Origin of the sequence: uncultured Flavobacterium sp. (assembly GCF_963975515.1) — a bacterium.
Lineage (GTDB): Bacteria > Bacteroidota > Bacteroidia > Flavobacteriales > Flavobacteriaceae > Flavobacterium.
The window spans coordinates 435,112-458,065 of sequence record NZ_CAXBGY010000001.1 but is presented as its reverse complement, the minus strand read 5'-3'; the positions used below and the strand labels follow the sequence as shown (position 1 = coordinate 458,065).

18 protein-coding genes are annotated in these 22,954 nt (G+C 29.8%); 14 read left to right on the top strand and 4 right to left on the bottom strand.

Features of this window, described 5'->3' with window-relative positions:
- Position 1 precedes the first annotated feature (1 nt).
- The 8 genes from AAC008_RS02155 to merA all read left to right on the top strand — a co-directional run bounded on the left by AAC008_RS02155 (position 2) and on the right by merA (position 12,023).
- A complete protein-coding gene (locus tag AAC008_RS02155) occupies positions 2-5,170 on the top strand; it encodes a trypsin-like peptidase domain-containing protein (RefSeq protein ID WP_339887136.1) in 5,169 nt (1,722 codons plus the stop codon).
- Entirely contained in the window at positions 5,163-5,423 is a 261-nt protein-coding gene (locus tag AAC008_RS02150; RefSeq protein WP_339887135.1) for a hypothetical protein, read from the top strand. The genes AAC008_RS02155 and AAC008_RS02150 overlap by 8 nt, the downstream gene beginning before the upstream one ends.
- A complete protein-coding gene (locus AAC008_RS02145; protein WP_339887134.1) occupies positions 5,410-5,688 on the top strand; it encodes a hypothetical protein in 279 nt (92 codons plus the stop codon). Before AAC008_RS02150 ends, AAC008_RS02145 begins: the two co-directional genes overlap by 14 nt.
- On the top strand, positions 5,685-6,974 hold the full coding sequence (locus AAC008_RS02140) for a hypothetical protein (RefSeq protein ID WP_339887133.1): 1,290 nt from the start codon (positions 5,685-5,687) through the stop codon (positions 6,972-6,974). Before AAC008_RS02145 ends, AAC008_RS02140 begins: the two co-directional genes overlap by 4 nt.
- Positions 6,975-8,817: 1,843 nt before the next feature.
- Positions 8,818-9,240: a hypothetical protein gene (locus tag AAC008_RS02135; RefSeq protein ID WP_339887132.1), complete on the top strand. Its 423-nt coding sequence runs from the start codon at positions 8,818-8,820 to the stop codon at positions 9,238-9,240.
- A 116-nt stretch (positions 9,241-9,356) separates the two neighbouring features.
- Entirely contained in the window at positions 9,357-9,728 is a 372-nt protein-coding gene (locus tag AAC008_RS02130; protein ID WP_339887131.1) for a metalloregulator ArsR/SmtB family transcription factor, read from the top strand.
- A gap of 11 nt (positions 9,729-9,739) precedes the next feature.
- Positions 9,740-10,351 (top strand): mercuric transport protein MerTP, encoded by a 612-nt coding sequence (gene merTP / locus AAC008_RS02125; protein WP_339887130.1) that lies wholly within the window; start codon positions 9,740-9,742, stop codon positions 10,349-10,351.
- Positions 10,344-12,023: a mercury(II) reductase gene (merA, locus tag AAC008_RS02120; RefSeq protein WP_339887129.1), complete on the top strand. Its 1,680-nt coding sequence runs from the start codon at positions 10,344-10,346 to the stop codon at positions 12,021-12,023. Before merTP ends, merA begins: the two co-directional genes overlap by 8 nt.
- A gap of 185 nt (positions 12,024-12,208) precedes the next feature.
- Here the strand turns inward: merA and AAC008_RS02115 are convergent, their stop codons facing one another.
- Genes AAC008_RS02115 through AAC008_RS02100 form a run of 4 tightly spaced genes read right to left on the bottom strand, consistent with a single transcriptional unit; the run spans position 12,209 to position 13,855 of the window.
- Positions 12,209-12,391: a hypothetical protein gene (locus AAC008_RS02115; protein ID WP_339887128.1), complete on the bottom strand. Its 183-nt coding sequence runs from the start codon at positions 12,389-12,391 to the stop codon at positions 12,209-12,211.
- Positions 12,378-12,629, bottom strand: a complete 252-nt coding sequence (locus AAC008_RS02110) for a hypothetical protein (protein ID WP_339887127.1) — start codon at positions 12,627-12,629, stop codon at positions 12,378-12,380. The genes AAC008_RS02115 and AAC008_RS02110 overlap by 14 nt, the downstream gene beginning before the upstream one ends.
- A gap of 35 nt (positions 12,630-12,664) precedes the next feature.
- A complete protein-coding gene (locus AAC008_RS02105) occupies positions 12,665-13,057 on the bottom strand; it encodes a DUF5675 family protein (RefSeq protein ID WP_339887126.1) in 393 nt (130 codons plus the stop codon).
- A gap of 39 nt (positions 13,058-13,096) precedes the next feature.
- Positions 13,097-13,855 (bottom strand): hypothetical protein, encoded by a 759-nt coding sequence (locus AAC008_RS02100; RefSeq protein ID WP_339887125.1) that lies wholly within the window; start codon positions 13,853-13,855, stop codon positions 13,097-13,099.
- Positions 13,856-14,884: 1,029 nt separating this feature from the next.
- Here AAC008_RS02100 and AAC008_RS02095 point away from each other — a divergent pair.
- The 6 genes from AAC008_RS02095 (at position 14,885) to AAC008_RS02070 (ending at position 22,887) form a co-directional block, all read left to right on the top strand.
- Positions 14,885-15,808, top strand: coding sequence for a site-specific integrase (locus tag AAC008_RS02095; protein WP_339887124.1), 924 nt, complete (start codon positions 14,885-14,887; stop codon positions 15,806-15,808).
- Positions 15,809-16,057: 249 nt separating this feature from the next.
- On the top strand, positions 16,058-16,516 hold the full coding sequence (locus AAC008_RS02090; protein ID WP_339887123.1) for a MarR family transcriptional regulator: 459 nt from the start codon (positions 16,058-16,060) through the stop codon (positions 16,514-16,516).
- A gap of 67 nt (positions 16,517-16,583) precedes the next feature.
- Positions 16,584-17,924, top strand: a complete 1,341-nt coding sequence (locus AAC008_RS02085) for a TolC family protein (protein ID WP_339887122.1) — start codon at positions 16,584-16,586, stop codon at positions 17,922-17,924.
- Positions 17,925-17,935: 11 nt separating this feature from the next.
- Entirely contained in the window at positions 17,936-19,003 is a 1,068-nt protein-coding gene (locus tag AAC008_RS02080) for an efflux RND transporter periplasmic adaptor subunit (protein WP_339887121.1), read from the top strand.
- A gap of 7 nt (positions 19,004-19,010) precedes the next feature.
- The gene (locus tag AAC008_RS02075) at positions 19,011-22,136 is read left to right on the top strand and encodes an efflux RND transporter permease subunit (protein WP_339887119.1); all 3,126 of its coding nucleotides are present in this window, start codon (positions 19,011-19,013) and stop codon (positions 22,134-22,136) included.
- Positions 22,129-22,887 (top strand): STAS/SEC14 domain-containing protein, encoded by a 759-nt coding sequence (locus AAC008_RS02070; RefSeq protein WP_339887118.1) that lies wholly within the window; start codon positions 22,129-22,131, stop codon positions 22,885-22,887. The genes AAC008_RS02075 and AAC008_RS02070 overlap by 8 nt, the downstream gene beginning before the upstream one ends.
- Positions 22,888-22,954: the final 67 nt, after the last annotated feature.

Here is a 22,954-nt window from a genome sequence, read left to right as displayed (position 1 = left end):
AATGAATAGAATAGTAAACCCACAACAGATAAAACTTTCAGTAGTAAAAATCATTTACAAAAATGAACAAGGAACAGGTTTTTTTATAACTAATAACATTATTATGACTGCTTATCATATAATAATGGATGAAGTCATAAATGAAGTTGAAATACAAATAATTCTTAATGACGGTACATTGCAAAAATGCAAAGTATTAACATTTGATGAAGAAAATGATATATGTTTATTGATATGTCAATTCGAAAGTAAAATATATCTTCCATTGCATATAACTCCAATCAGAATGAATGAAAATTGGGAGTCTTATGGTTTTCCATACCAGGGAGAACAGAATGGTTTAAGAATATACGGAACAATTAATGAATTAGTAGATAATGAAAAATATGATTTTACTCTTAATTGTAATGAGATAGATAAAAACTATAATTATGAAGGACTTTCTGGCTCTCCATTAGTCTCTACTGGAAAAGTTATTGGTGTTATATTAAAACAACTTGATGATAAAATTGGAGTGATTTCATTAAACAGAATTAGTGATTTATTGCAAAAACAAAATATTTCAGTTAAAACTGAGGAGGCTATAAATGAAATTCCAAAGCAATTTGAAGATGACTTAAAAGATTTAGTTTCAAATTATGATGTCCAAAATCGATTAGACGATAGTATAAGAGCAAACGGAAATTGGATTTTACTTGAAGGAAATCCTGGAACAGGAAAAACGTTAAATGTAGCTTCTTATGTTTCTGAGGAAGAGAATTTAGTTTTAGGCAAATATTTTACTAAAATTCCAAACGATGATAAACCGAAAAGTTTAAGAGTATCGAATGAATTTTTTTTAAGTTGGCTTGAGGAAACAATTTCTTTAACACTAACTGGAAATATAGCATCAAAAAATAATGAACCATTAGTAAAACGAATTGAACAATTAAGTTATTTATTTACAGAATTAGATTCTTATCTAGTAGGTATTAATAAAATTGGGGTGTTTTTTATTGATGGCTTAGATGAAATAAATAACCTCGAAGATTTCTTGGGTATTATTCCTGAAAATGTTCCTGAAAATATCAAAATAGTACTTGCTTGCACGTCAAAAGAAATTTTGCCAAGTAATATAAAGAATATTCTAAACACAAATCAAAGTATTTTAGTTAGCCCACTAATTACTAGCCAATGTGAGTTTTATATTCAAAGAAAACTCAATGATAAACTCGATTTCGAAAACATCCAAAAAATTGCATTAAAGTCGGAAGGGCATCCACTTTATTTAAATTATTTGATAGATTTTATAAATCTATCCGATATAACTGATGATGAAGATGAATTAAATGAATGGATAGAAAATATACCTGTCATTAGTGGAGATATCGTAAACTATTACAATATAATTTGGGATAAAATTTATGAAAACACTAGTCAGCTATGGATTTGTCTAATTTTATCGCAACTAAGGCAATCTATCTCTAAAAGTGATTTCTTTGAAATCCTTACATCTGAAATGAAAAGTAATTTTTATTCAGTAATGCCAAAAATAAATTATCTTATAAAAGGCGATGATTATCTTGAAATATATCATAACTCATTTAAAGAATTTGTTCTAAGTAAAGTTCCTTTATTAATAAAGGATTGTAATGATTTAATTGCAAATTTTTGTGAAAAACAAGTTGATAATATTTATGCAATAACTAACAGTCTTTATCATTATTCGTTATCAAATACTCCAAATAAAGCAATTTCAGGTTGTAGTCAAGAGTGGGCTGATAAAATGGCTATTAATCATATAGAGCCTGATTTAGTAATTTCAGACATTAAGAATATTATTGGATTATCAATTGATTTAGAAAAAACAACTGAATTAATAAGGCTTCTACTTCTAATCCAAAGAATTGATTTTAGATACAATAGCGTTTTTGTTGAATATGCTCATGAAATCACATTATCGCTAATTGCTAATAAAAAATATAAAGAAGCAGTAAAATATATTGTAAGAAGAGATACTTTACTTGTTAGTATTACTAATGCGATTCATTTTTTACAACACTTTTATGAAAATGAAGCTATTGATGAAATTGAGATTTTAACAAATGCTATTGAAAAAGAATATAGAAGGCTTATACAAAACGGATTAAAAGGTAGCGGCATAAGTTCATCAACTTTTATAGTTAAAGCTCAAACTATAATTTTAGATAGTTCAAATGATTTTGAAAATTCTCAAAAAGATTTAGTCAATTATTTGAATATGCTAAGAAAATCATCAAATTATTCAGATGAAGAAAATGAAATGGATAATGGAAATACAAAAACAGTTCAGTTTATAAGAGACTATTCTTGCTCTTGGAATAATGCATTTATATTAAGAAAATTCAATATGAGTATGGATATTGAAAGTATGATGAAAGACCCAAAAATAAAAATGAATAATACTTGGGCTGGTGTTTATGCAATTTCCCTATTAATATACAGAACAGAAATAAATAATTTCAATTTTAAAAATCTATATTCAGTTGAAAGCGAAAAAAATCTAACCAAAAACATTGAGTTATTAATTGAAAATTATGGTTATTTAAAAGATAAAAATAATATAAAAAATATAATTTTAGCATTATTGTTTAATTCTTCGAAGCCTGATTTATTAATCCCTATTATTGAAGAATATTTGATATATGATAATGATACAAGCATTAGAAATAAGAATGGTGTAGATTTCGAGTATTCAAATTATTTAGAATTATGTTTATATAATAACTGTATTGGCTTTTTAGATAATAAATCTGAATTTCAAGTTTCTCATAAATTTTGGAATCATAAAAGTTGGGAAATAAATTTACTTAACTTAATTGAAGAAATAAATTTCTTAGAAGGTAAATCATACTACTATAAAGCTTCTAATCTATTATCAGAAAAATTAAATTTTATTAAAACGAAAATAGAAGAAATAACAAAGAGCATAAATTATACATTCGATTATAGAAGTCATTGGGAAAGATCCTATCAGCTTCCAGAGGAAATATTCCCATTGATATATTCTAAATTAATTAGTTTAATTGATGAATTTGATAAGGATAGATTAGAATTATTTTTAGAATCTTTAAAAATTAAATCTAAAAATCAGTTAGGACTATATACAGAAGGTTATAGAAAAGCATTACATGAAATTATAAAATCGTTAATATTAATTCAATACGAGAAAGAAAAAATCTTGCCTTTTGTTGAATTTTGGGAAGAGCATGTTTTAACTGGAATTCAAAACAGATGGGAAAGAACAGAAGAATTATTAAAAATAAATGAAATATATGGTATCCTAGGTTTTGAGGATAAATCGATAAATGTTTTTCAAGAAATGTTAAATACGTCTATGGGACCAAGTTGGTATAAAGAATCGCAACTTGCCCCAATTAATACAACTTTAAAAAAATTAAAATCAAAACCTGATAATGATATAATTCAAGATTTTGCATCTATTTTAGATTATGCTTCCGGTGAAATGACATTTCAGCGATATGTAAAAAACAATAAAGAAGATTTTATCAGTTCATTAATAATAAATGATAGAATAAATGAAGCTTTGGAATACTATAAATTTGAAGTTTTACCTAATCCCAATGTAATTATAAGAAATGCAGAAATAAGTAATTTTGATGCACCAAGACTTGGTGATGGATATGCTTTAGGTGCTAGAAATATTACAGAACAAAGCGGGGTTTTAAATATATTAGACAATGCCAGTATAAACCCATATATTAAATGGGCTCTATGTGAGATTTTCACTGTAAATGACGATATATTCAGATACATTACCAACTATGGTGATAAAATAGCCATTGTATTAAATGAAATAGAAGAATTAGGAGACGGAAATATTAACTCCATTTGCGACAGTATTTCAACTCTAATAGCCTCTCCTTTTATAGAAAATGACGATAGAAGAAGTCTATTGTTAGCAGTTGCAGAACATCTTTCAATTCCGAATGTAAGGAGTCTTCAAGAAAATTTATTGAAACATAACATAAGTTGGGGTTTAAATGAAGATATTGAAAATACTACTCCAATCAAAAAATCAAAAGAGAAAGATAATATTGATTTATTTAATGATCATTTTAATATAGATAAAGCATCTAATAAAAGTAAATTATTAAAAGAAGGTTTAGAAGCTTTTGTGAAAGAAAGAAAAAGTATTTGGTTTAATAATTGGTCAAATAGTACCGATGAAGCTAAAAATAAAATAAAAATTCTCTTAGAAAATGATAAGTCAGTAATAATTAACCTAAAAGATAATATTTTAAAATTTGATGATGAATACTGGGTTATCTGTAAGGAGTTGATTTGGTTTTTAGAAGGTAAATTAGATGAATCGCAAATTTCAGAAATATATAAAAATGTGAATATACATTTTCATCATATTGTTAGACCAAGTGAGGAAGTGAAAGAAAAGTATTCATGGCTTAATATTGATTTTGATAATCAAAATGGAGATGAGTTAGTGGTTAAATTTATCATTTGGCATTTAAATCATCCTGATAGTTATATTAGGAACAAGGCATCAGAGGTTTTAAAGCAATTGGTTATTTATTATCCTCTTACAATTAAAAGCTTGCTAAACACTTGTCTTTCAAATACACCAGAACTTTCAACAGAAGTATCTAGTCAAATTCTTTTAGAAATATCAAGTGGAAATCCTGATTTAATTATTGAGTTTCTTAATAAAAACAATGAAGTTATAGATGAGATTTCTAAAATTGAACATTTTACAATAAAGAAAAATCTAATTGATCTTGCCAAAAATCTAGATGACAAAGGCTTTAATCAATTGCATTTAAAAATTCAAAGCACCATTCCAAAATCAATTATTCTTTCTGGAGAAGTTTCTTTAGAAGATGATTATTTAGATTTTATTCAATATGAAATTGACGATCTAAATGAAGAATTATTTTTAGATGGAAAATTTTGTTTAAAACTGAATGAACTTATAGATGATTATTCTGGTTCTTTAAAAAAAGCAGATGTTGTGAAATCTGATAAATACTTAAAGCGAAGTTTTTATACTAATGAAGATGTTCTTGGAAGATATCAATATTACTTGAGACATGCACTTAATAATGCCATATTTCACAGAATGGGTGAAAATAATATCGAATTAATTAACGAAATAATCAATCATCGATATGTTTGAGAGCAGAAAAGGTAATAGAGATTCAAGACTTGATTTTGAAAGAGAAATAAACATTCTAGGGGAAAATTTAATGAATGGAAGACTTGTTATTTCAGAAAGTATGAAAAGTGTCAAAGATTTGAAAAATGTAAGATACTCTCCTAACAAAAGAGTAAACCTTAATACAATTACAGAAATGGTTAGAACGCTAGCTATGAGTATTAATTTTAATAATGAAGATTTTAAACGAGACATAGATAATGAAGAAAAGTAAATACGGAATGCCTCCTCCAAAATCTAGATATGAGATGGAACATAATTTAAATTTAGTGATTGAGGATTTTACAGGGAAAATTGAATCTAAAGATGAAGATTTAATAAAAAATGCTATGTGGGCTACCTACAGACATTTAAAGGATGTTAAAAACACACCAAATGGGCGAATAAATATGATTACTTATAATGAACAGATTAGACTTCAAGCTAACATGCTTGAATGGATGAAGCAAATCGATTTAAATAAAAACAACACAGAATGACAATAATTAAGAAAAAATTTTATCACCTATTTTGGAATAATCCATCATGTCAAAATTTATTTTTACTATCAAAAGAAGAATTATTAGAAACTAAAACTTTTGGAGAAGATAACTCACCGTATTCATTTTCTACGAATAGAATAATTGTGTCAAATGCGCAAGATGATCAAAATGAATTTATTGATACAATTAAAAATCGAAGTGAATTATATAATATGGAGATTGATAGTTTACTAAATGAGAAAATTGAATACTTCAAACCTCTTATCGAACAATTCTTTGATTCAAAATTTAAAAAATCTATTGAAAAGTTAATTAATGATGTTGAAAAAAAACCTTTAAAATTTTTAACTCTTATTTTAAAAACTGCTTTAGACGATGAAAATAGAGAAACTAAGGCAATTGAGTTTCTTCAAGATTATGGATTTATTGGAAAAAATTTAAATACCTTTAAAGAAATAGAGGCAAATATTGGAAAATCTCTTATGCCGTCTAAAAGTAATGAATTAATAAACGAAAATACAATAAACACTTTTTTTGAAGGTGTCAAGTTTATTAAAGAACTTTATGTAAATCATTCGTATAAAAATCTTTATAACACAAACCAAGTACTCATCAATACATTAAATTCAGAAGATAATTTCCAATCAAGAATTAAGCTTTTTGGAGAGCTGTATGATTCTAAAATTATCGCACCTACCAAAGATGATGCCTTTATAGAATGTTCACATTGTGATCCATTAACATATCGAGGTGTTTTTCAATTAAGATTAAATCCTAAGAAGCTAAAAGACTTAAAATGCCCAGTTTGTTCTAACGAACTAACTTATTTTGTACCATATGAATTACACAGTGATATATTTAATGCTGTCAAAAGCCATGATGGATTAATTCTCTATGCACTACAAAATAAGCTTTTAGAAAACGGAATTCAATATGAACTAAATAAGAAATTCTTAAATGATATTGAAATTGATTGTATTTTTAAAGATGGAGATAAAAGGTTTTTTGTTGAAACTAAAATGTATAAACAAAATAACACAACTGAAGATAAGCTAATAAGTAAAATAAAAGAACACTTTAGTAAATTAATAAAGGATATTGAAAGAATAGAAAATAACGAAGAATTTAAAGGTTTAGAAATTATACCACTTCTATTAATAAATATTAATAGTGAAAAAGTATTAAATATTACACAACAATATTTTAAATTAAATTTTTCAGAAAACAAGTACTATAAAGATGGTAAAATCATAAATTTAAATCTTCTAAAATTTAAAAATTAGAATTCCAATTGCCACTCCTTCCCATCGCTCCTAAAAAATTACTGTCATGGTTTTTGTCCCAACGCACTTCAAGCACTTTGCCTGTTGGCTAGAAAGTTTTATTTAATAATGTAAATCCAATAAGCCATCAGTCAAAGAGCTTGCCCAACGCTCAAAACAAAAACACGTACGCTACGCAACTCATGCCAGTAATTTTTTCTCCCAAGCTTAGTTACATAATGTGGCATTATAGTGCATAAATAACTATCCTGCATCTAATGAAACTATCGGATGCACTATAATAACATTATGTAAAAAAGCCGCTCGGCCAACGCACGAAAGCCCCGCTCCAGCCACACATTTTTGGCAGCTACCGCTTGGGTTGTCACCCTGAGCTTGCCGAAGGGCAGCTCCCAAAAACACGTGGCTTCGCGGGTCTTACTTCGTGTTTTCATAAGAAAGTAATTGCTAACTGAGGAATCTTTCCTTTCATAGGAAAACCTATCATTTGTCTTTATCAGCTAACCGCTCAAATCGGAAGTAGAAGTCTATCCTGAGCCTGCCGAAGGACATTATCTTTTGAAGGTGCTTCCCATCTCCGAAGTAATAAAACTCATAATTCATAATTCAAACTCATAATTAATTCAAGCACTCTCAAAAGATAAAATAATCCCGCAAGAGTATCGCTTTTATTTGCTCAGAAAATAAGTAGTAATTGCTTTCTGCTTTGCCGATGCCATAAAGGTCAACAAAACGTTTTTCTTAATCTCATTTTCAAATCACGTATCTAGCATCAGCAAACCCAGAAAGCAATCAGTAGGAGATAGGGTTAGCAAATAAAAACGATACCCTTGCTCTTCCTTCGTAATAAAATTTGTCTTTCCAAGAAAACTAAAAAATCGGAAGTAGAAGTCTATCCTGAGCCTGCCGAAGGACATTATCTTTTGAAGGTGCTTCCCATCTCCGAAGTAATAAAACTCATAATTCATAATTCAAACTCATAATTAATTCAAGCACTCTCAAAAGATAAAATAATCCCGCAAGAGTATCGCTTTTATTTGCTCAGAAAATAAGTAGTAATTGCTTTCTGCTTTGCCGATGCCATAAAGGTCAACAAAACGTTTTTCTTAATCTCATTTTCAAATCACGTATCTAGCATCAGCAAACCCAGAAAGCAATCAGTAGGAGATAGGGTTAGCAAATAAAAACGATACCCTTGCTCTTTCTCCGAAATAATAACCTTTTTTCAAATAGAATTAAATCGGAAGTGTTTTCATTGTTTTTTGAAGGTGCTGCCCATCTCCGTAGCAACAAAACTCATAATTCATAATTCTTCATTCATAATTAAACCTCGCACCCTCAAAAATCAAACAGTGCAGCAAGAGTATCAAATTTCGGTTTCGGATAAAAAGCGTTGTTATTATTTTTTTGGTTTTTTCATCCGCTCCCAAAATTCGATACCCTTGCGGAAAAACCATCCTACGAAACATAGAATCCGACTTCCATAGAAAAAGTGTGCTCCGAATCAAAAAATAAAAAATAAAAAAAAAGGAAGCAAAGATAAGTTCCAGGTTTACAAAAAAGCAAGTTCAAGCCCTGCGGGTTTCGGATAAAATCTCCACCTTATCAGGTAGTATTTTATCCGAAAAACTTGCTTTTTTGAAACCTTCCACTTGAAAATACGGCTTTCTTTTTTTTCTTTTTTTCTTTTGAAAAATTTATTGGGTGAAATGGAGCGAAGCGGAATTCACGAACACAAAAAAAACAAACTAAATCAGTGAGTAAACGTAGCGAAGCACACCTGCATTTCATAAGAAACACCGCAGAAAATTGAAAATCTAACCAATTTTTAAAAGCCGATGTTATGCTAAAATTTGTCATTAAAACCTACACTAAAGGAACGATTTACAAAAATCCACACCTATTCATTTTAAACAAAGGATTAAACAGTGGAAAGCCTTCAAATGAGCCTTTCACAAATAGTTTTGTTATCATTTTCGAGAACAAAGAAGATTTTGATAATATCAATTTAACTGCTTATGCACTTTGGAAAACTAAATTCTGGCATCAATTTCTTTGTGGTTCAGTAATCCCATTTTTACGCTTACACGATGTTAGAAAAGAATTTTCAAACAAAGTTAACCAAGAGATAAAAGACCACGAAGAACACGTTAAAAACGTGCAAACTTTAAAGCTTTTAGAACAATCTGAAAAACGTTTCAATGAAAATCTAAATCTTATCAATGATATGAGAAAAGTGATTTTATATAGATATTGTAATAAGTAACTGAATACGCAAGAAATCCAAAAGTGCTAAACTTTTCATAAAATTCAAAATTACTTATTTAAGTATTTGCTTAAATACGTAATTAGTTATATGTTTGCATCTGTAAATTATAACTTATGAAATTACAAATAACTTGTACAAGAGCAGAAGCCAACCATAATCAGCTACAAACTTGTATGGAAACTTTGGATAAAATGGAAGGGAGTTTTCAAAAAATGACAAAACTTTTATCAATTGCCGGAAGCGATGTAAGATTGAAAATTCTTTATTTATTGAATTTAGAAAATGAATTATGTCCTTGTGATTTAGCAGATATTCTAAAAATGAGTGTTCCTGCGATCTCACAACATATACGTAAAATCAAAGATGCAGGAATAATCAATTCAAGACGAGATGGTCAAACGCTTTACTATTCATTGAATAAAGATGAAACAGAGATATTTAGTAGCATTTTTAAATCTATAGAATTAATTAGAAAAACAGCATAATTTATAAAGAAATGAAAACAGAAAAAACATCAAAAAATGCAGCATACACAGGTTTATTTGCAGCTGTTGCTGCATCATCTTGTTGCATACCACCTGTTATAGTATTAATAGCTGGCGTAGGAGGAAGTGCATCTGCCCTATCTTGGATGGAACCTTTTAGACCCTATTTAATTGGTTTGGCCATTGTAGCAATTGGCTATGCTTGGTATAATTATTTAAAACCAAAAAACGCTGATGATTGTGGTTGTGAAGTTGATGCAAAACCAAAATGGTTTCAAACAAAAGGATTTTTAGTTGGTATTACTTTGTTTGCAACGGTTTCAATTGCTTTCCCTTATTATGCTCATATTTTTTATCCTGATAATAAGAAAGAAGTGGTTGTAGTCAATCAATCCAATATTCAAACATTAAATTTTGATGTTAAAGGGATGACTTGTGCCTCTTGTGAAGAACACGTTAAACACGCAGTTAATGAGTTAGAAGGTATTGTAAATATCAATGCTTCCTATGAAAAGGCAAACGCAGAAGTGGAGTTTGATAACACAAAAGCGACTAAAGAGGATATAGAAAAAGCAATAAACTCAACAGGATATAAAGTAATTAATAAAGAAAAAAATGAGTAATAAAACAATAAATTTAAACATCAACGGAATGACTTGTTCTGGGTGTTCATCACATATCGAAAAAGATTTAAATGGTAAAGACGGAATTGTAAATAGTACTGTAAATCACGAAACAGGAAAAGGAGAATTTGTATATGACACTAATAAATTAAGCAATCAAGATGTTATTAATGCAGTAAACAATGTCGGTAATTATTCAGTTATTGAAGATATTGATAAGGAAGATTGCTGTGTTAAAAATGCCAAAGATTATGATGGAAAGAATAAATTCGATTTAATTGTAATTGGTGGTGGTTCAGCAGCATTTTCAGCAGCCATAAAAGCGGAAAGCATTGGTTTAACTACTTTAATGGTAAATGATGGATTAGATTTTGGAGGAACCTGTGTCAATGTTGGTTGTGTACCTTCTAAAAATTTGATTAGAGCTGCCGAAACAGCATATCACGCAACACATTCTAATTTTAAAGGAGTTAAACCAAAAGGTGTTGAAATTGATTTTACTCAAATTATAAAAGACAAAAAAGCATTAGTATTCACATTACAACAACATAAATATATTGATGTGGTAAGTGATTTCAAAAACTTAACAATGCTTAAAGGTTGGGCAGAATTTGTAGATAATAAAACCATTCTTGTAGATGGAAAAGATACATACACCGCAACTAACATCATTATAGCAACAGGAGCGACAACAAATATTCCAAACATTGAGGGACTAAATAAAGTAGGCTACTTAACGAATGTATCTTTATTCGATTTAGAAGAAAAACCAAAAAGCTTAACCATAATGGGAGCTGGCTATATCGGATTGGAAATTGCAATGGCCTATAACCGTTTAGGAGTAAAGGTTCGTATCATAGAATTTACAGATAGACCATTACGTAGTCAAACCAATGATATTACAGACGTTTTAGAAACACAAATGAAAAGTGAAGGGATTGAAATCCTTCCAAATTTTAGAGCCATTAAATTTGAAAAAGATGGTGATAATACCATTATTCATTGCAAATGTCCTGATGGCTCTACCACTCAAATAATTGAAGAAGGCCATATTGTCGTAGCTACAGGAACAAAACCAAATACGTCTAAATTAGGTCTAAAAAATATTGACTTAAAACTGACTGATAAAGGACATATTTTAGTTAACGAAAAAATGGAAACTAATATTTCCAATATTTATGCAGCTGGTGACGTAGCAAACACACCACCTTTTGTTTATACAGCAGCAAAAGAAGGTAGTACAGCAGTAAATAATGCTTTTTCATTAGCGAAAAACAGTGTAGATTATACATCGTTACCATGGGTAGTTTTTACTGATCCACAAATTGCAGGAGCAGGAATGGATGAAGTAGAAGCAGAAAAAGCAGGCTTACCTTTTGAAGTTTCTAAATTAGATTTAGTTCATGTACCAAGAGCATTAGCTGCACAAGACACTCGAGGTTTTATAAAGTTAATTCGCAATACGGAAACAGATAAATTAATTGGTGCAAGAGTAATAGCACCAGAAGGTGGTGAACTCATCCAACAATTAAGTATGGCTATTAAGTTTGGTATCACAGTAAAAGATTTGGCTGAAAGTTTTTATCCCTATTTAACGCTTAGTGAAGGAATTAAATTAGCAGCTATTACTTTTGGAAAAGATATTTCTAAATTGAGTTGTTGTGCAAGTTAATTTTTATTATGAAATTTTTTGTGAATACAAAAAACAAAACAAGTAATTTAAGTTTTGTAAATAAATGTAAAGGTAATTTGAGAAAACCACTATATTTTAATATTTATAAGAAAGAGAAAGCCTAGTTCAAAATTAACTAGGCTTTCATTTGTTTAACCCAAAGGTCACCACAACTAGGGCTAAACTTATTTTCTGTGCTTCTTTTTTTGTAGACTTTTAAGCAGTAAAGAAATAGTAAAACTGACAATTGCTCCAACGGATGCCAAAACAATAGTTTTTGCAATATCTTCAGAATTTATATTGGGTACTATACTTAAAAATGTGCCACCAGCAGTTCCCATTAAAGTACTACTATTATTTGCTTCCATCTTTGTCATCCTGAGCTTGTCGAAGGACGCTGTCATCAGTTGTAGTAAGCTGACTAGTTGCTGTCAAAACTCCTCCAGCAACTGCCATATAACCTCCAATAGTTGTAACTAATACTGGCAAGGCAATAGGAGCAGCTAAAATCGTTCCACCAACAGCAGCCAAAACCAAACCAACATTTCGAAGCACTTTAAAAAACTTTGGAGTAGGAGCTGTAGCTCTATTTACAATTTTTTTCATAATTTATATTTTTTCATTCCCATGAAAATAGGAATCTATTCAACAATCAATTCAACACTTTCTTTATTGTCCAAAGCTTGATAAACTAACGTTTTTAGCTTTTCAAATGCTTTTCGAGATAGTAATCCTAAACCTGGACCAGAAAGTTTTGTTACGGGAGCAATACAACCATTCAATTCTTTCAAAGCATTATTAGCAGGATGAAATAAAATAAAACTTCTATTTTTTACATCAATAACTTCTAAATGCCATTTGAATTTCTGACTATATCGCTTTCTAATAAAATATTTCCCTACCGGAATGCAGGAAACTCTCTTTTCATTATTCTTCCAAGGTAATTCAATCGTATAACAAATAAATTTACCTTCACATTCGAGTTTTCCGTTTGTTCCGTCAGGGAAATAAGTTCTAGTTAATAATAATTCCATAAGCTTTAAGACTTTCGACTTTTAACTTTCGACTAATTATTAAACACCACCATCAACTTTAGCAAGTGATAACGGATTAAACGCACCATTTTTCAAAGGATACATTTGCCCATTAATTTCTTGATAAAATTCAACTCCAACTGCCAAAAACAATGGTTTTGTACTTGCTGGAGTAACTGCATTTACTTGGTTAATTGCAGTAGTAACTGTATTATCCCAAGGTAAAATCGCAGTTTCAGAACTAGAAACTACAAAAGTTTCAGTTTCAAAATCAACTTCTGCACCTCCAGAAATAATTTTAAAGTGAGTAGTTCCACTTGGAGCTGCAATCATATTTGCAGGAATAAATGGTAACAAATCAACTTTAATTTCTCCAGCTACACGGTCAATTGAAGCCACAAACGGAGCAAACAAAGAAGTTCCAAGCTTACCGCGAATATTGAATTCAAAACCAAATAACAATTCAGCTTCTCCATCAATAACGTTTCTCAAACCTCTATCACTTACCAAATCCGCTTGAATAACTTTCACCATTCTTTGCGTCAAACGACTCACCATTCTACCATCAGCAGAGTTCAATAGTAATGGTCTAAAAGCTGTTCTTAAAAGCTTTCCAGCTTTTCCTGCTCTTCCAAACTCCGAACCATTCTCACGTGTTCTTTGAAACGCAGGATCACTAGCAATTCTGCTTGCATCAATTCCACCTTTCTCACGAGCTAAATGTCCGTCTTGGGTTTTGTAAAAAGTAATATCTCCGATAGTACCTTTTAATTTAATTATGCCTTTCTGTCTAGCCATAACTTAAAAATTTAATTAAACAATCATTTAAAATCTCCTTCATTCTATCAACAGGTTGCAACCACTTTCCGAATGATTTAAACAAAGTTTACATAACATTTAGCTAAAGAAAAAGACATGAGTGTACCATATGTCCAAAAACGACACAAGTGTCTTAATTAAACATAAAAAGACAATAAATACGTTTAATAAAAAAGGATTAAATTGCAGGAGGATTTCTGCAAGTCAAAAGTAAGTCAAAGCCTAATCAAAGGTATAGATAAAGTATGAAAATTGAAAAACAGAGGGTATGCATCTATCCAAAGGACATACAACGCATAACAGGTAAAAGTTATCGTCAAAGTACTAGATTGATGCAAAAGGTAAAAAAAGAACTTAACAAGCTCGAAAATGAGTTTCTAACAATTGAAGAGTTCTGTACATATGCTGGCATAAAATATGAACAAGTAACTCACTTGATTTTTGGTTAATTTTCTTGAAAATATTTCAACATTATTAACTTAAAAATAGAGTCATTATATACTTAAATAACTAGTTCAAATTTTAGTCTTGATGCTTTAATATTCAAACTATTATTCTTATATTTGACTACTTTGAATTTAGATTAATTGTTTCCCAATATTGAGGAGTCAGTCAAGGAGTCACTTAGAAAATATACTTTGCGAAGTATTGATTTTATTGGTTATTTTTATTAGTAACAAGACCCTCTTTCTCCGCGGAGTTTATCTCAAAATGAACTAAAACCCTTTAAATTCAACATTTAAAGGGTTTTTTCTTTTATCAAAAATCCTTATTTATCCAAATTTACACAAATATTAGGTGCACTATTAGGTGCACCAATTATAGTGTAAAATAGGTGCACCTATTTTTTATGAATCCCTATTAAACCAGCGGTTCAGAATTTGAACATCTTTTTTTGTATTGACAATTAGTGTAAATTAATTATCAATTTAAAGGTTACCAAAAATGAAAGCAAAAATTAATGTACTTTTCTACCTAAGAAAGTCTAAAGTCAATGCCCAAGGGAAAATGCCGGTATTTTACCGTATTACTATTAATGGACAAAGGTTCGATACAAGTACCGGACATTATGTAGAAGAAGACAAACGGTCTACTGAAATAAGCAGAATCAAAGGCAATTCAAAAGAAGCTCGTTCAATAAATAGTCAACTCGAATTAATTAAAGAGACTGTTTACGAAACAGAAAAAAGGATTTACATGAAAGAACTTGATATTACTTATGAATCATTTAAAAATGAATATCAAGGAAAAAAAGAAAAACAACGCTTCCTAATCCCAATCTTCCAGGACCACAACAACAAAATAAAAGCGTTATTACGGAAACAATATGCACCCGGAACATTGGAACGCTATGAAACATCATTGCGACATACAGAAGAGTTTCTAATGTGGAAATATAATCTCAAAGACATTGATATTACCAAGATAGATCATGCCTTTGTAACAGATTACGAATTCTTTTTGCGAACAGTTCGAAAATGTGCCAATAACACAGCAGTTAAATACATCAAAAACTTCAATATAATTATTAAGATATGTTTGGCCAATGAATGGCTTGACAAAAATCCTTTTGTAAACTACAAATCCAAAGTAAGAGAAGTTGAAAGAGTTTATTTATCTGAAGATGAAATCCAAAGTATTATTGAAAAAGAATTCAAAACTGAAAGACTATCTCTAGTTCGCGATATCTTCCTTTTTAGCTGCTTTACTGGTTTGGCTTACATAGATGTCAAAAACTTAACAAAGTCGCACATAAGCTTTGGAATTGATGGTGAGAAATGGATATTTACACACAGACAGAAAACAGAAAGTGCTTCTAAAATTCCAATCTTACCAGTTACTCAAATGATAATCGATAAGTATGAGTGCCATCCACAAAGTAATAATCAAGAAAAATTACTACCAATCTTGTCCGATATACTTTTGCAATGACTGTGACACTTACAAATGGTGTTCCAATAGAAAGTGTTAGTAAAATGCTTGGACATAAAAGTTTGAGGAGAACACAATGTTACGCAAAAGTTTTAAATAGAAAAGTAAGTGAAGATATGAAAATACTAAATGATAAATTTATTTTAGTCAAGCCTAATTTAGTAAAAAAAATAAATTAAAACTTTTTAGTTCTTTACTTGCAGAACTAAAAAAACTTATTATCTTTGCACCATAATAAAACTAAAAAGTATGATACAATTAACAGAAAAACAGAAAGAGCTTATTGAAAGTTTCGGTGTGCTTCAAGAGCAAATGGGTTTAACTCCTGCTGCTGCAAGAGTTAATTCGTTATTAACAATTGCAGATGAAAACGAAATCACTTTTGATGAGATTAGAGAAACTTTAAATTTAAGTAAAAGTGCTACTAGTAATGCCTTAAATGTATTACTAACTATGGAAAATATTGGTTACAAAACCAAGTCAGGTGATAGAAAGCGTTATTTTTTTTCAAAATTAGATCAATGGAAAGGTAAGTTTAAAAAAGACATCATTGGACTTAATGGTTACAACGAATTATTAAAAGAAATACTTAAAAATAGAACTCCTAAAACAAAAGAATACAATGATAAATTAAACGAGTTGACAGAATTTATGGAATACTTCATCACAGAATCAGTAAAAATAATTGATAATTGGAGTAAAAAATAATTCTTTTTTTTGCTTTTATTGGTTCTTTTGTTTCTGAACTAATTAATAAATACATAACTAACTAAATATGAAAAAACTAATATTGCTTTTGTCCTTAATAATTACAACAGGAAGTTTTGCGCAACAAAACGTGAATGCACTTACTATAAGAGAAGCTGTTGAATATGCTTTAGAGAATAATCTTAATTTGAGTAAAACAGAGATTGATAAAAAAATTGTTCAAGCTCAAATTGCTGAAATAAAAGGAAAAGGTTTACCACAAATCAACTTAAACGGAAGATTTACAGATAACTTTTCTTTAGTAGAACAACAATTACCTGCTGAAATTGTGGGTGGAACACCAGGAACAACTGTTGGTGTCCAATTTGGAAATCGTTATCAAGTTACAAGTGGTTTTGATGTTCAACAAGAATTAATAAACTTTAAATTATTCAATTCTTTAAAAAGTGTAAAAGCTTTAGAAGAATTAAATACGCTACAAACGTTACAATCAAAGGAAGATTTAATTATCAATGTAGTGCAAGTATATACTCAAATTCAAATCGCTGAAAGGCAAATAGAGCTTTTAGATGAAAATAATACAAGAACTAGTAATTTGATAAGCCTTTCGGAATTAAAACTAAAAGAAGGTATCATGAAAAAGTTAGATGTCAATCAATTAAAGGTGAACCAATCTAATTTGAGTACGGATATTGAAAATGCTATTTATTCTAAAAATGAAAGCATAAGAGTTTTAAAAATCCTTTTAAATTTTCCAGCAAACGAAACATTAGTTTTAACTGAAAAATTAGAGGATGCTAATAAAATTATGATTCAAGACAATCTAACGTTGGAAACAAATCTTGAGTTGATGCAAACGAATCAACAAATTGAATTGTCTAAAATTGATGAAAAATTAGTTAAAGCTGAATTCTATCCGAAACTGAATGCTTTCTTTACTTACAATTATCAAGGTAATACCAATGAATTCAAGTTTTCTGGACCCAATTATGCAGATCAATTTAATGGAACTTGGGGTTTAGCGGCTTCTATTCCAATATTTGATGGTTTTCAAAAAAGAAAAAGAGTTTTACAAAAAGAACTAGCTACTGAAAAGTTAGAAACCGATAAAAAAACATTGGAACTGAATATCCAAAAAGAATATCAAGATGCAAAAGAACAAATTGCAGTAAGCGAAATTCAAGTTAAAAATCAAAAAGAAAATATGAGTTTGGCAAACGAAAACTACGACGGAATTAAATTGTCGTTTACAGAAGGAATTGCAGCAATCACGGAACTTTTAGATTCAGAATTTGCTCTTCGACAAGCACAATCCAATTACTTAAATGCTCAATTGCAACTACGTGTTTCAGAATTACAATTAATCAAAGCAAGTGGTCAACTTTCAAAACTAATAACTCAAAACTAATAATCATTAAGATGAAAACAAAAAATATAATAATAGCAGTAGTTACCCTTTTTATCGCATTTGTAGGATACAAATTATACAGCAATAAAAAAGAAATGAATGAGAAATCAAGTCAAGTAGAAGAAGCTTATGCTGTCCCAGTTCAAGTTGCCAAAGTTCAAAAAAAATCATTATCAAATGCTTTAATTGCAACAGGTGAATTTGAAGGTTTTGAAGAAGTTTTTTTAGTTGCCGAATCACAAGGAAGTATTACAGCATTAAATTTTAAAGAAGGTGATTTGATAAAAAGAGGTCAAGTCTTTGCAAGAATTGATGCTTCTTCTTTAAACGCTCAATTATCTACAGCAAAATTCAATTATGCTAAAGCTCAAAAAGATGTAGAACGTTATGAAAGATTAGAAAAAGCTGGTGCAGTAAGTAAAGCTCAAGTTGAAGAATTGAAATTACAATTAGAAAACTCACGTTCGTCTATTGCTCAAATTAATCAACAATTAGGTTTTTCTACTGTAAAATCAACCATTTCTGGTGTAGTAAATGAAGTAATGATAGAATCATCAAGTTTTGTACAAGCAGGAAATAAAATTGCTGAAATAGTGCAAATCGATAAAATGAAAATCATCATAAATATTTCAGAAGATGATTTAATCAATATTAAAAACGATCAAAAAGTAACGATTAAAACAGATGTTTATCCTTTGGTTGATTTTGCTGGAACGGTTTCAAACATAAGTGTAAAAGCAGATGAAGCAGGAAAATTTAAAGTAACTATTGTTGTTCCAAATAATAAAAAAGAACAATTGCGTGCAGGAATGTTTGGAGAAGTTCACTTTGATACTTTAAAAAATAACATACAAGATGCATTAACAATTCCGAGAGAGGCTATTGTAAATAGTTTACAAGATCCTAAAGTTTATGTAGTAGAAAACAATAAAGCGATTTTGAAAAGCATCAAAATTGGTAAAGTAATCAACAATAATGTAATCGTTTTAGAAGGTTTAAAAATCAATGAATTAGTTATTGACAAAGGAATCATCAATCTAAAAAACAATACACTAGTTAAAATAACTAATTCTAAATAATCAACAGATGTCTATAACAGAATTATCAGTAAAAAGACCAACATTAGCAGTCGTAGTGTTCACCATAATCACACTTTTAGGAGTCATTAGTTATAACACGTTAGGTTATGAATTATTACCTAAAATAACATCACCACAATTATCTATAAGTACAACTTATCCTGGTGCATCACCAAGTGAAGTAGAAAATTCAGTAACCACAAACATTGAGGATGCTGTAAGTGCTATTGAAGGTGTGAAAAGTATTACTTCAACTTCACAAGAGGGAATTTCGATTGTAAATGTAGAATTGACATACAATGCAGATGTGGATAAAGCCTTGCAAGATGCACAACGTAAGGTAAATAATATTATAGGTCAATTACCTGACCAAGCTGATCAACCAACAGTGGATCAATTCTCTTTTGACGATTTACCAATAATGCGTTTAGGAGTTTCTTCTGAAATGAATGCGAATGACTTTAACAATTTAGTAGATAATGACATTAAAGAAACTTTATCACGAATTGAAGGAGTCGCAAGAGTTCAAGTTATTGGTGGAAACGAACGTGAAATTCGTGTAAATATTGATAGAGATAAACTGAAAACGTATGGTTTAAGTATTCTTCAAGTTACGCAAGCTATTTCGGCTGCAAATTTGGATTTTCCAACGGGAAGTATTAAAGATGCAAAACAACAAGTAACGGTTAGATTATCAGGGAAATTTAAAGATGTAAATGATATAAAAGGCTTAACAATTAATACAGGAAACGGTTCAAGTGTTCGTATTAAAGATATTGCTGAAGTTTATGATACTACTAAAGATGTAACCACTATTTCTCGTATTGACGGAATAAGTTCTATTGGTTTAACCATTTCAAAACAAAGTGATGGAAATACAGTTCAAGTAGCAGAAGATATTAGAAAAGAAATCAAAAAAATTGAAGCAGAATATGCTGATAAGAATTTAAAAATTGCAGTAGCACAAGATAGTTCAGTTTTTACACTTGATGCAGCTGATGCAGTAATTTTCGATTTAATGCTGGCAGTAGGATTAGTGGCTATTATTATGTTATTCTTTTTACGTAGTTGGAAAGATTCAATTATTGTAATGGTTTCTATTCCAGTTTCAATTGTTGCAACATTTATTGCCATGAGTCAATTAGGATATACACTAAACTTAATGACTTTACTAGGGTTATCATTAGTAGTTGGAATTCTGGTCGATGATAGTATTGTGGTTTTGGAAATTATCCACGCAGAAATGGAAAAAGGAAAATCCAGAATGCAAGCAGCTATGGAAAGTTGGAGTAAAATTGGACTTTCAGTAATGTCTATTACATTAGTACTTATTGCCGTATTCTTACCAATTACGTTCGTAACCGGATTAATTGCCGATTTATTAAAACAATTTGCAGTAGTTGTAGCATTTGCAACAGCCATTTCATTAGTAGTTTCATTTACCTTAACACCTTTATTATCTTCTCGTTTTTCTGAAGTAATTGAGTTGGATGAAAAGAAAATATTGCACAAACCTTTAATTATTTTTGAAAACTTTTTAACTGGAGTAAATAATGTATATAAAGGAATTTTAAAATGGACACTTTCTCGCAAACGAATTACTGCAATTTCATTATTGGTATTAGTTATTGCATCCTTATCCTTATTAGCCTTTGGGTTTATAGGAAGTGAATTTGTAAAAAATGGAGATAATGGTGAATTCATTGTCGAATTAGAATTGCCAAAAGAATCAACTATTGAAGAAACTAATTTAGCTGCACTTAAAGTAGAAACTATTCTACTACAAGATAAAATTGTTTCCTCTGTATTTTCTACTGTTGGAACAGGAACTGGTGGTGGTGGAAACTCATCAAATTTAGCACAGTTAAATGCAAAAATGATTAGTCCAGACGAACGTACTATTTCTTCTGAACAATTTGCCAGAGATATCAAAAATAAATTATCTAAAAGCATTACTGGTGTAAAATTCAAAACAGCAGCTGTAGGAATGGTTGGTGGAAGTACAGCAGGTCCAATTCAAGTTTTATTGACTGGAAGTGATATTGATGTATTAATGAAAACGGCTGAAGAGGTAAAACAAACCATTGAAAGCGTAAACAGTACGCGTGAAGTAGAATTATCTGTAAAAGGTGGTAATCCAGAAGTAGCTATTACAGTGGACAGAGATAAAATGGCCGCCCTTAATTTAACAATGAGTACTGTTGGAAATACGATGCAAAATGCATTTGCAGGAAATACACAATATAAATTTCGTGATGGTGAAAATGAATATGATATCAATGTAAAATTGGATCAATTCGACCGTCAGAACATCAATGATATCAAGAAAGTTACTTTTTTAAATACAACAGGAGAATTAATCGAATTGCAACAGTTTGCAGCAGTCGAACAATCAACTGGACCATCTAAGTTACAAAGAGATAACAAACGTAGTAGTGTTAGTATTGGTGCACAAGTTGTAGGTCGTCCTGTAGGAACAGTATCTACAGAAGTACAAGCAGCCATTGAAAAAATGAAATTACCTGAAGGTGTTAGTTTTGAAATGGGTGGAGATTTAGAAAGTCAAACAGAAGCGTTTGCAAGTTTAGGTTTAGCACTTTTAATGTCGATAATACTAGTGTATTTAATTATGGTGGCTTTATACGAATCGTATGCATATCCATTAGTAGTTATGATATCTGTTCCTACTGCAATGATTGGAGCTTTTTTAATACTTGCCTTATTTCAAGAAAGTCTAGGTGTATTTACATTTTTAGGATTGATTATGTTAGTTGGACTGGTCATAAAGAATGCCATTTTAATAGTCGATGCAGCCAACCAATATAAAAAAGAAGGTATGAACAGTGTGGAAGCAATTATGAATGCAGGACTATCAAGATTACGTCCTATTCTTATGACAACTCTTGCTATGGTAATTGCAATGATTCCTATTGCTTTCGCTTCTGGAGCTGGAGCTGAATGGAAAAACGGATTAGCAATGGTATTAATTGGTGGTTTATCAAGTTCATTAATTTTCACCGTAATTATTGTGCCAGTTATGTATATCGTAATCGACATCTGGAAAGGTGATATTACTAAAAACGAAGTTAAAAAAACACTTGAAAATAACATTAAAACAACAACACATGTTTAAACTAGAAAAAATTCCGAACAAAAACATTTATAAATTCACTATTGATGAAGTTATTAATGAAGAAAATATTCATGAATTCTTAAAAATTTTAGAAGAGGAAACAAAAGAACATCAAAAAATAAGAGTACTAGGAATAATTAAGAAAATTCCAAGTCTAGAAAATTTTGCCACTTTAAAAGCAACTTTAAAAATGAAGGTAGAAGCACTAAAAAACATTGGTAAATATGCTCTTCTTACTGATAAAGATTGGATACGAAATATGATTCCTGTAGCAGATTATGTTACTCCTAAAATTGAAATTAAAGCTTTTGAATTAGAGGATGAAGATGATGCAATTAGTTGGTTAGAAGCAGATTTTACTAAAACCGTGGAAGCAGATGATTATCTTACTAAAATGGATGTACAACATATTCCAGATACAAACATCTACACATTTACTTTTGACAATGATATTGATGAAGCAGGAATGCTGGCTCTGAAAGAAATTTTCGATCACAAAAGCAAAGACCAAAAAATAAGATTATTGGTTACCTTAAATAAGTTTCCTGATTTTGAAAGTTTTAAAAGCTTTTACGAAGCCCTAAAAGTAGATTTTCGCTCTTTAGGAAACGTTGGCAAATATGCAATTGTATCTAACAAATCATGGTTGCATAACTGGGTAAAATTTGCCGATTTTATCGTTCCTGGAATGAAAATGTCGCATTTTTCAAATGAAGAAAAAAATCAAGCTATTGAGTGGTTAAAAGAATAATTTACACTTAAAATTGATAGTAATTTATAGTAACATTAACACTAAATACAAATACATTAAATTAAAA

What these genes read in the sequence shown, in the direction of transcription:
- AAC008_RS02155 (WP_339887136.1), top strand. Translation starts at nt 2, where the DNA reads ATGAATAGAATAGTAAACCCACAACAGATAAAACTTTCAGTAGTAAAA.
- AAC008_RS02150 (WP_339887135.1), top strand. Translation starts at nt 5,163, where the DNA reads ATGTTTGAGAGCAGAAAAGGTAATAGAGATTCAAGACTTGATTTTGAA.
- AAC008_RS02145 (WP_339887134.1), top strand. Translation starts at nt 5,410, where the DNA reads ATGAAGAAAAGTAAATACGGAATGCCTCCTCCAAAATCTAGATATGAG.
- AAC008_RS02140 (WP_339887133.1), top strand. Translation starts at nt 5,685, where the DNA reads ATGACAATAATTAAGAAAAAATTTTATCACCTATTTTGGAATAATCCA.
- AAC008_RS02135 (WP_339887132.1), top strand. Translation starts at nt 8,818, where the DNA reads ATGCTAAAATTTGTCATTAAAACCTACACTAAAGGAACGATTTACAAA.
- AAC008_RS02130 (WP_339887131.1), top strand. Translation starts at nt 9,357, where the DNA reads ATGAAATTACAAATAACTTGTACAAGAGCAGAAGCCAACCATAATCAG.
- merTP (WP_339887130.1), top strand. Translation starts at nt 9,740, where the DNA reads ATGAAAACAGAAAAAACATCAAAAAATGCAGCATACACAGGTTTATTT.
- merA (WP_339887129.1), top strand. Translation starts at nt 10,344, where the DNA reads ATGAGTAATAAAACAATAAATTTAAACATCAACGGAATGACTTGTTCT.
- AAC008_RS02115 (WP_339887128.1), bottom strand. Translation starts at nt 12,391, where the DNA reads ATGGAAGCAAATAATAGTAGTACTTTAATGGGAACTGCTGGTGGCACA.
- AAC008_RS02110 (WP_339887127.1), bottom strand. Translation starts at nt 12,629, where the DNA reads ATGAAAAAAATTGTAAATAGAGCTACAGCTCCTACTCCAAAGTTTTTT.
- AAC008_RS02105 (WP_339887126.1), bottom strand. Translation starts at nt 13,057, where the DNA reads ATGGAATTATTATTAACTAGAACTTATTTCCCTGACGGAACAAACGGA.
- AAC008_RS02100 (WP_339887125.1), bottom strand. Translation starts at nt 13,855, where the DNA reads ATGGCTAGACAGAAAGGCATAATTAAATTAAAAGGTACTATCGGAGAT.
- AAC008_RS02095 (WP_339887124.1), top strand. Translation starts at nt 14,885, where the DNA reads ATGCCGGTATTTTACCGTATTACTATTAATGGACAAAGGTTCGATACA.
- AAC008_RS02090 (WP_339887123.1), top strand. Translation starts at nt 16,058, where the DNA reads ATGATACAATTAACAGAAAAACAGAAAGAGCTTATTGAAAGTTTCGGT.
- AAC008_RS02085 (WP_339887122.1), top strand. Translation starts at nt 16,584, where the DNA reads ATGAAAAAACTAATATTGCTTTTGTCCTTAATAATTACAACAGGAAGT.
- AAC008_RS02080 (WP_339887121.1), top strand. Translation starts at nt 17,936, where the DNA reads ATGAAAACAAAAAATATAATAATAGCAGTAGTTACCCTTTTTATCGCA.
- AAC008_RS02075 (WP_339887119.1), top strand. Translation starts at nt 19,011, where the DNA reads ATGTCTATAACAGAATTATCAGTAAAAAGACCAACATTAGCAGTCGTA.
- AAC008_RS02070 (WP_339887118.1), top strand. Translation starts at nt 22,129, where the DNA reads ATGTTTAAACTAGAAAAAATTCCGAACAAAAACATTTATAAATTCACT.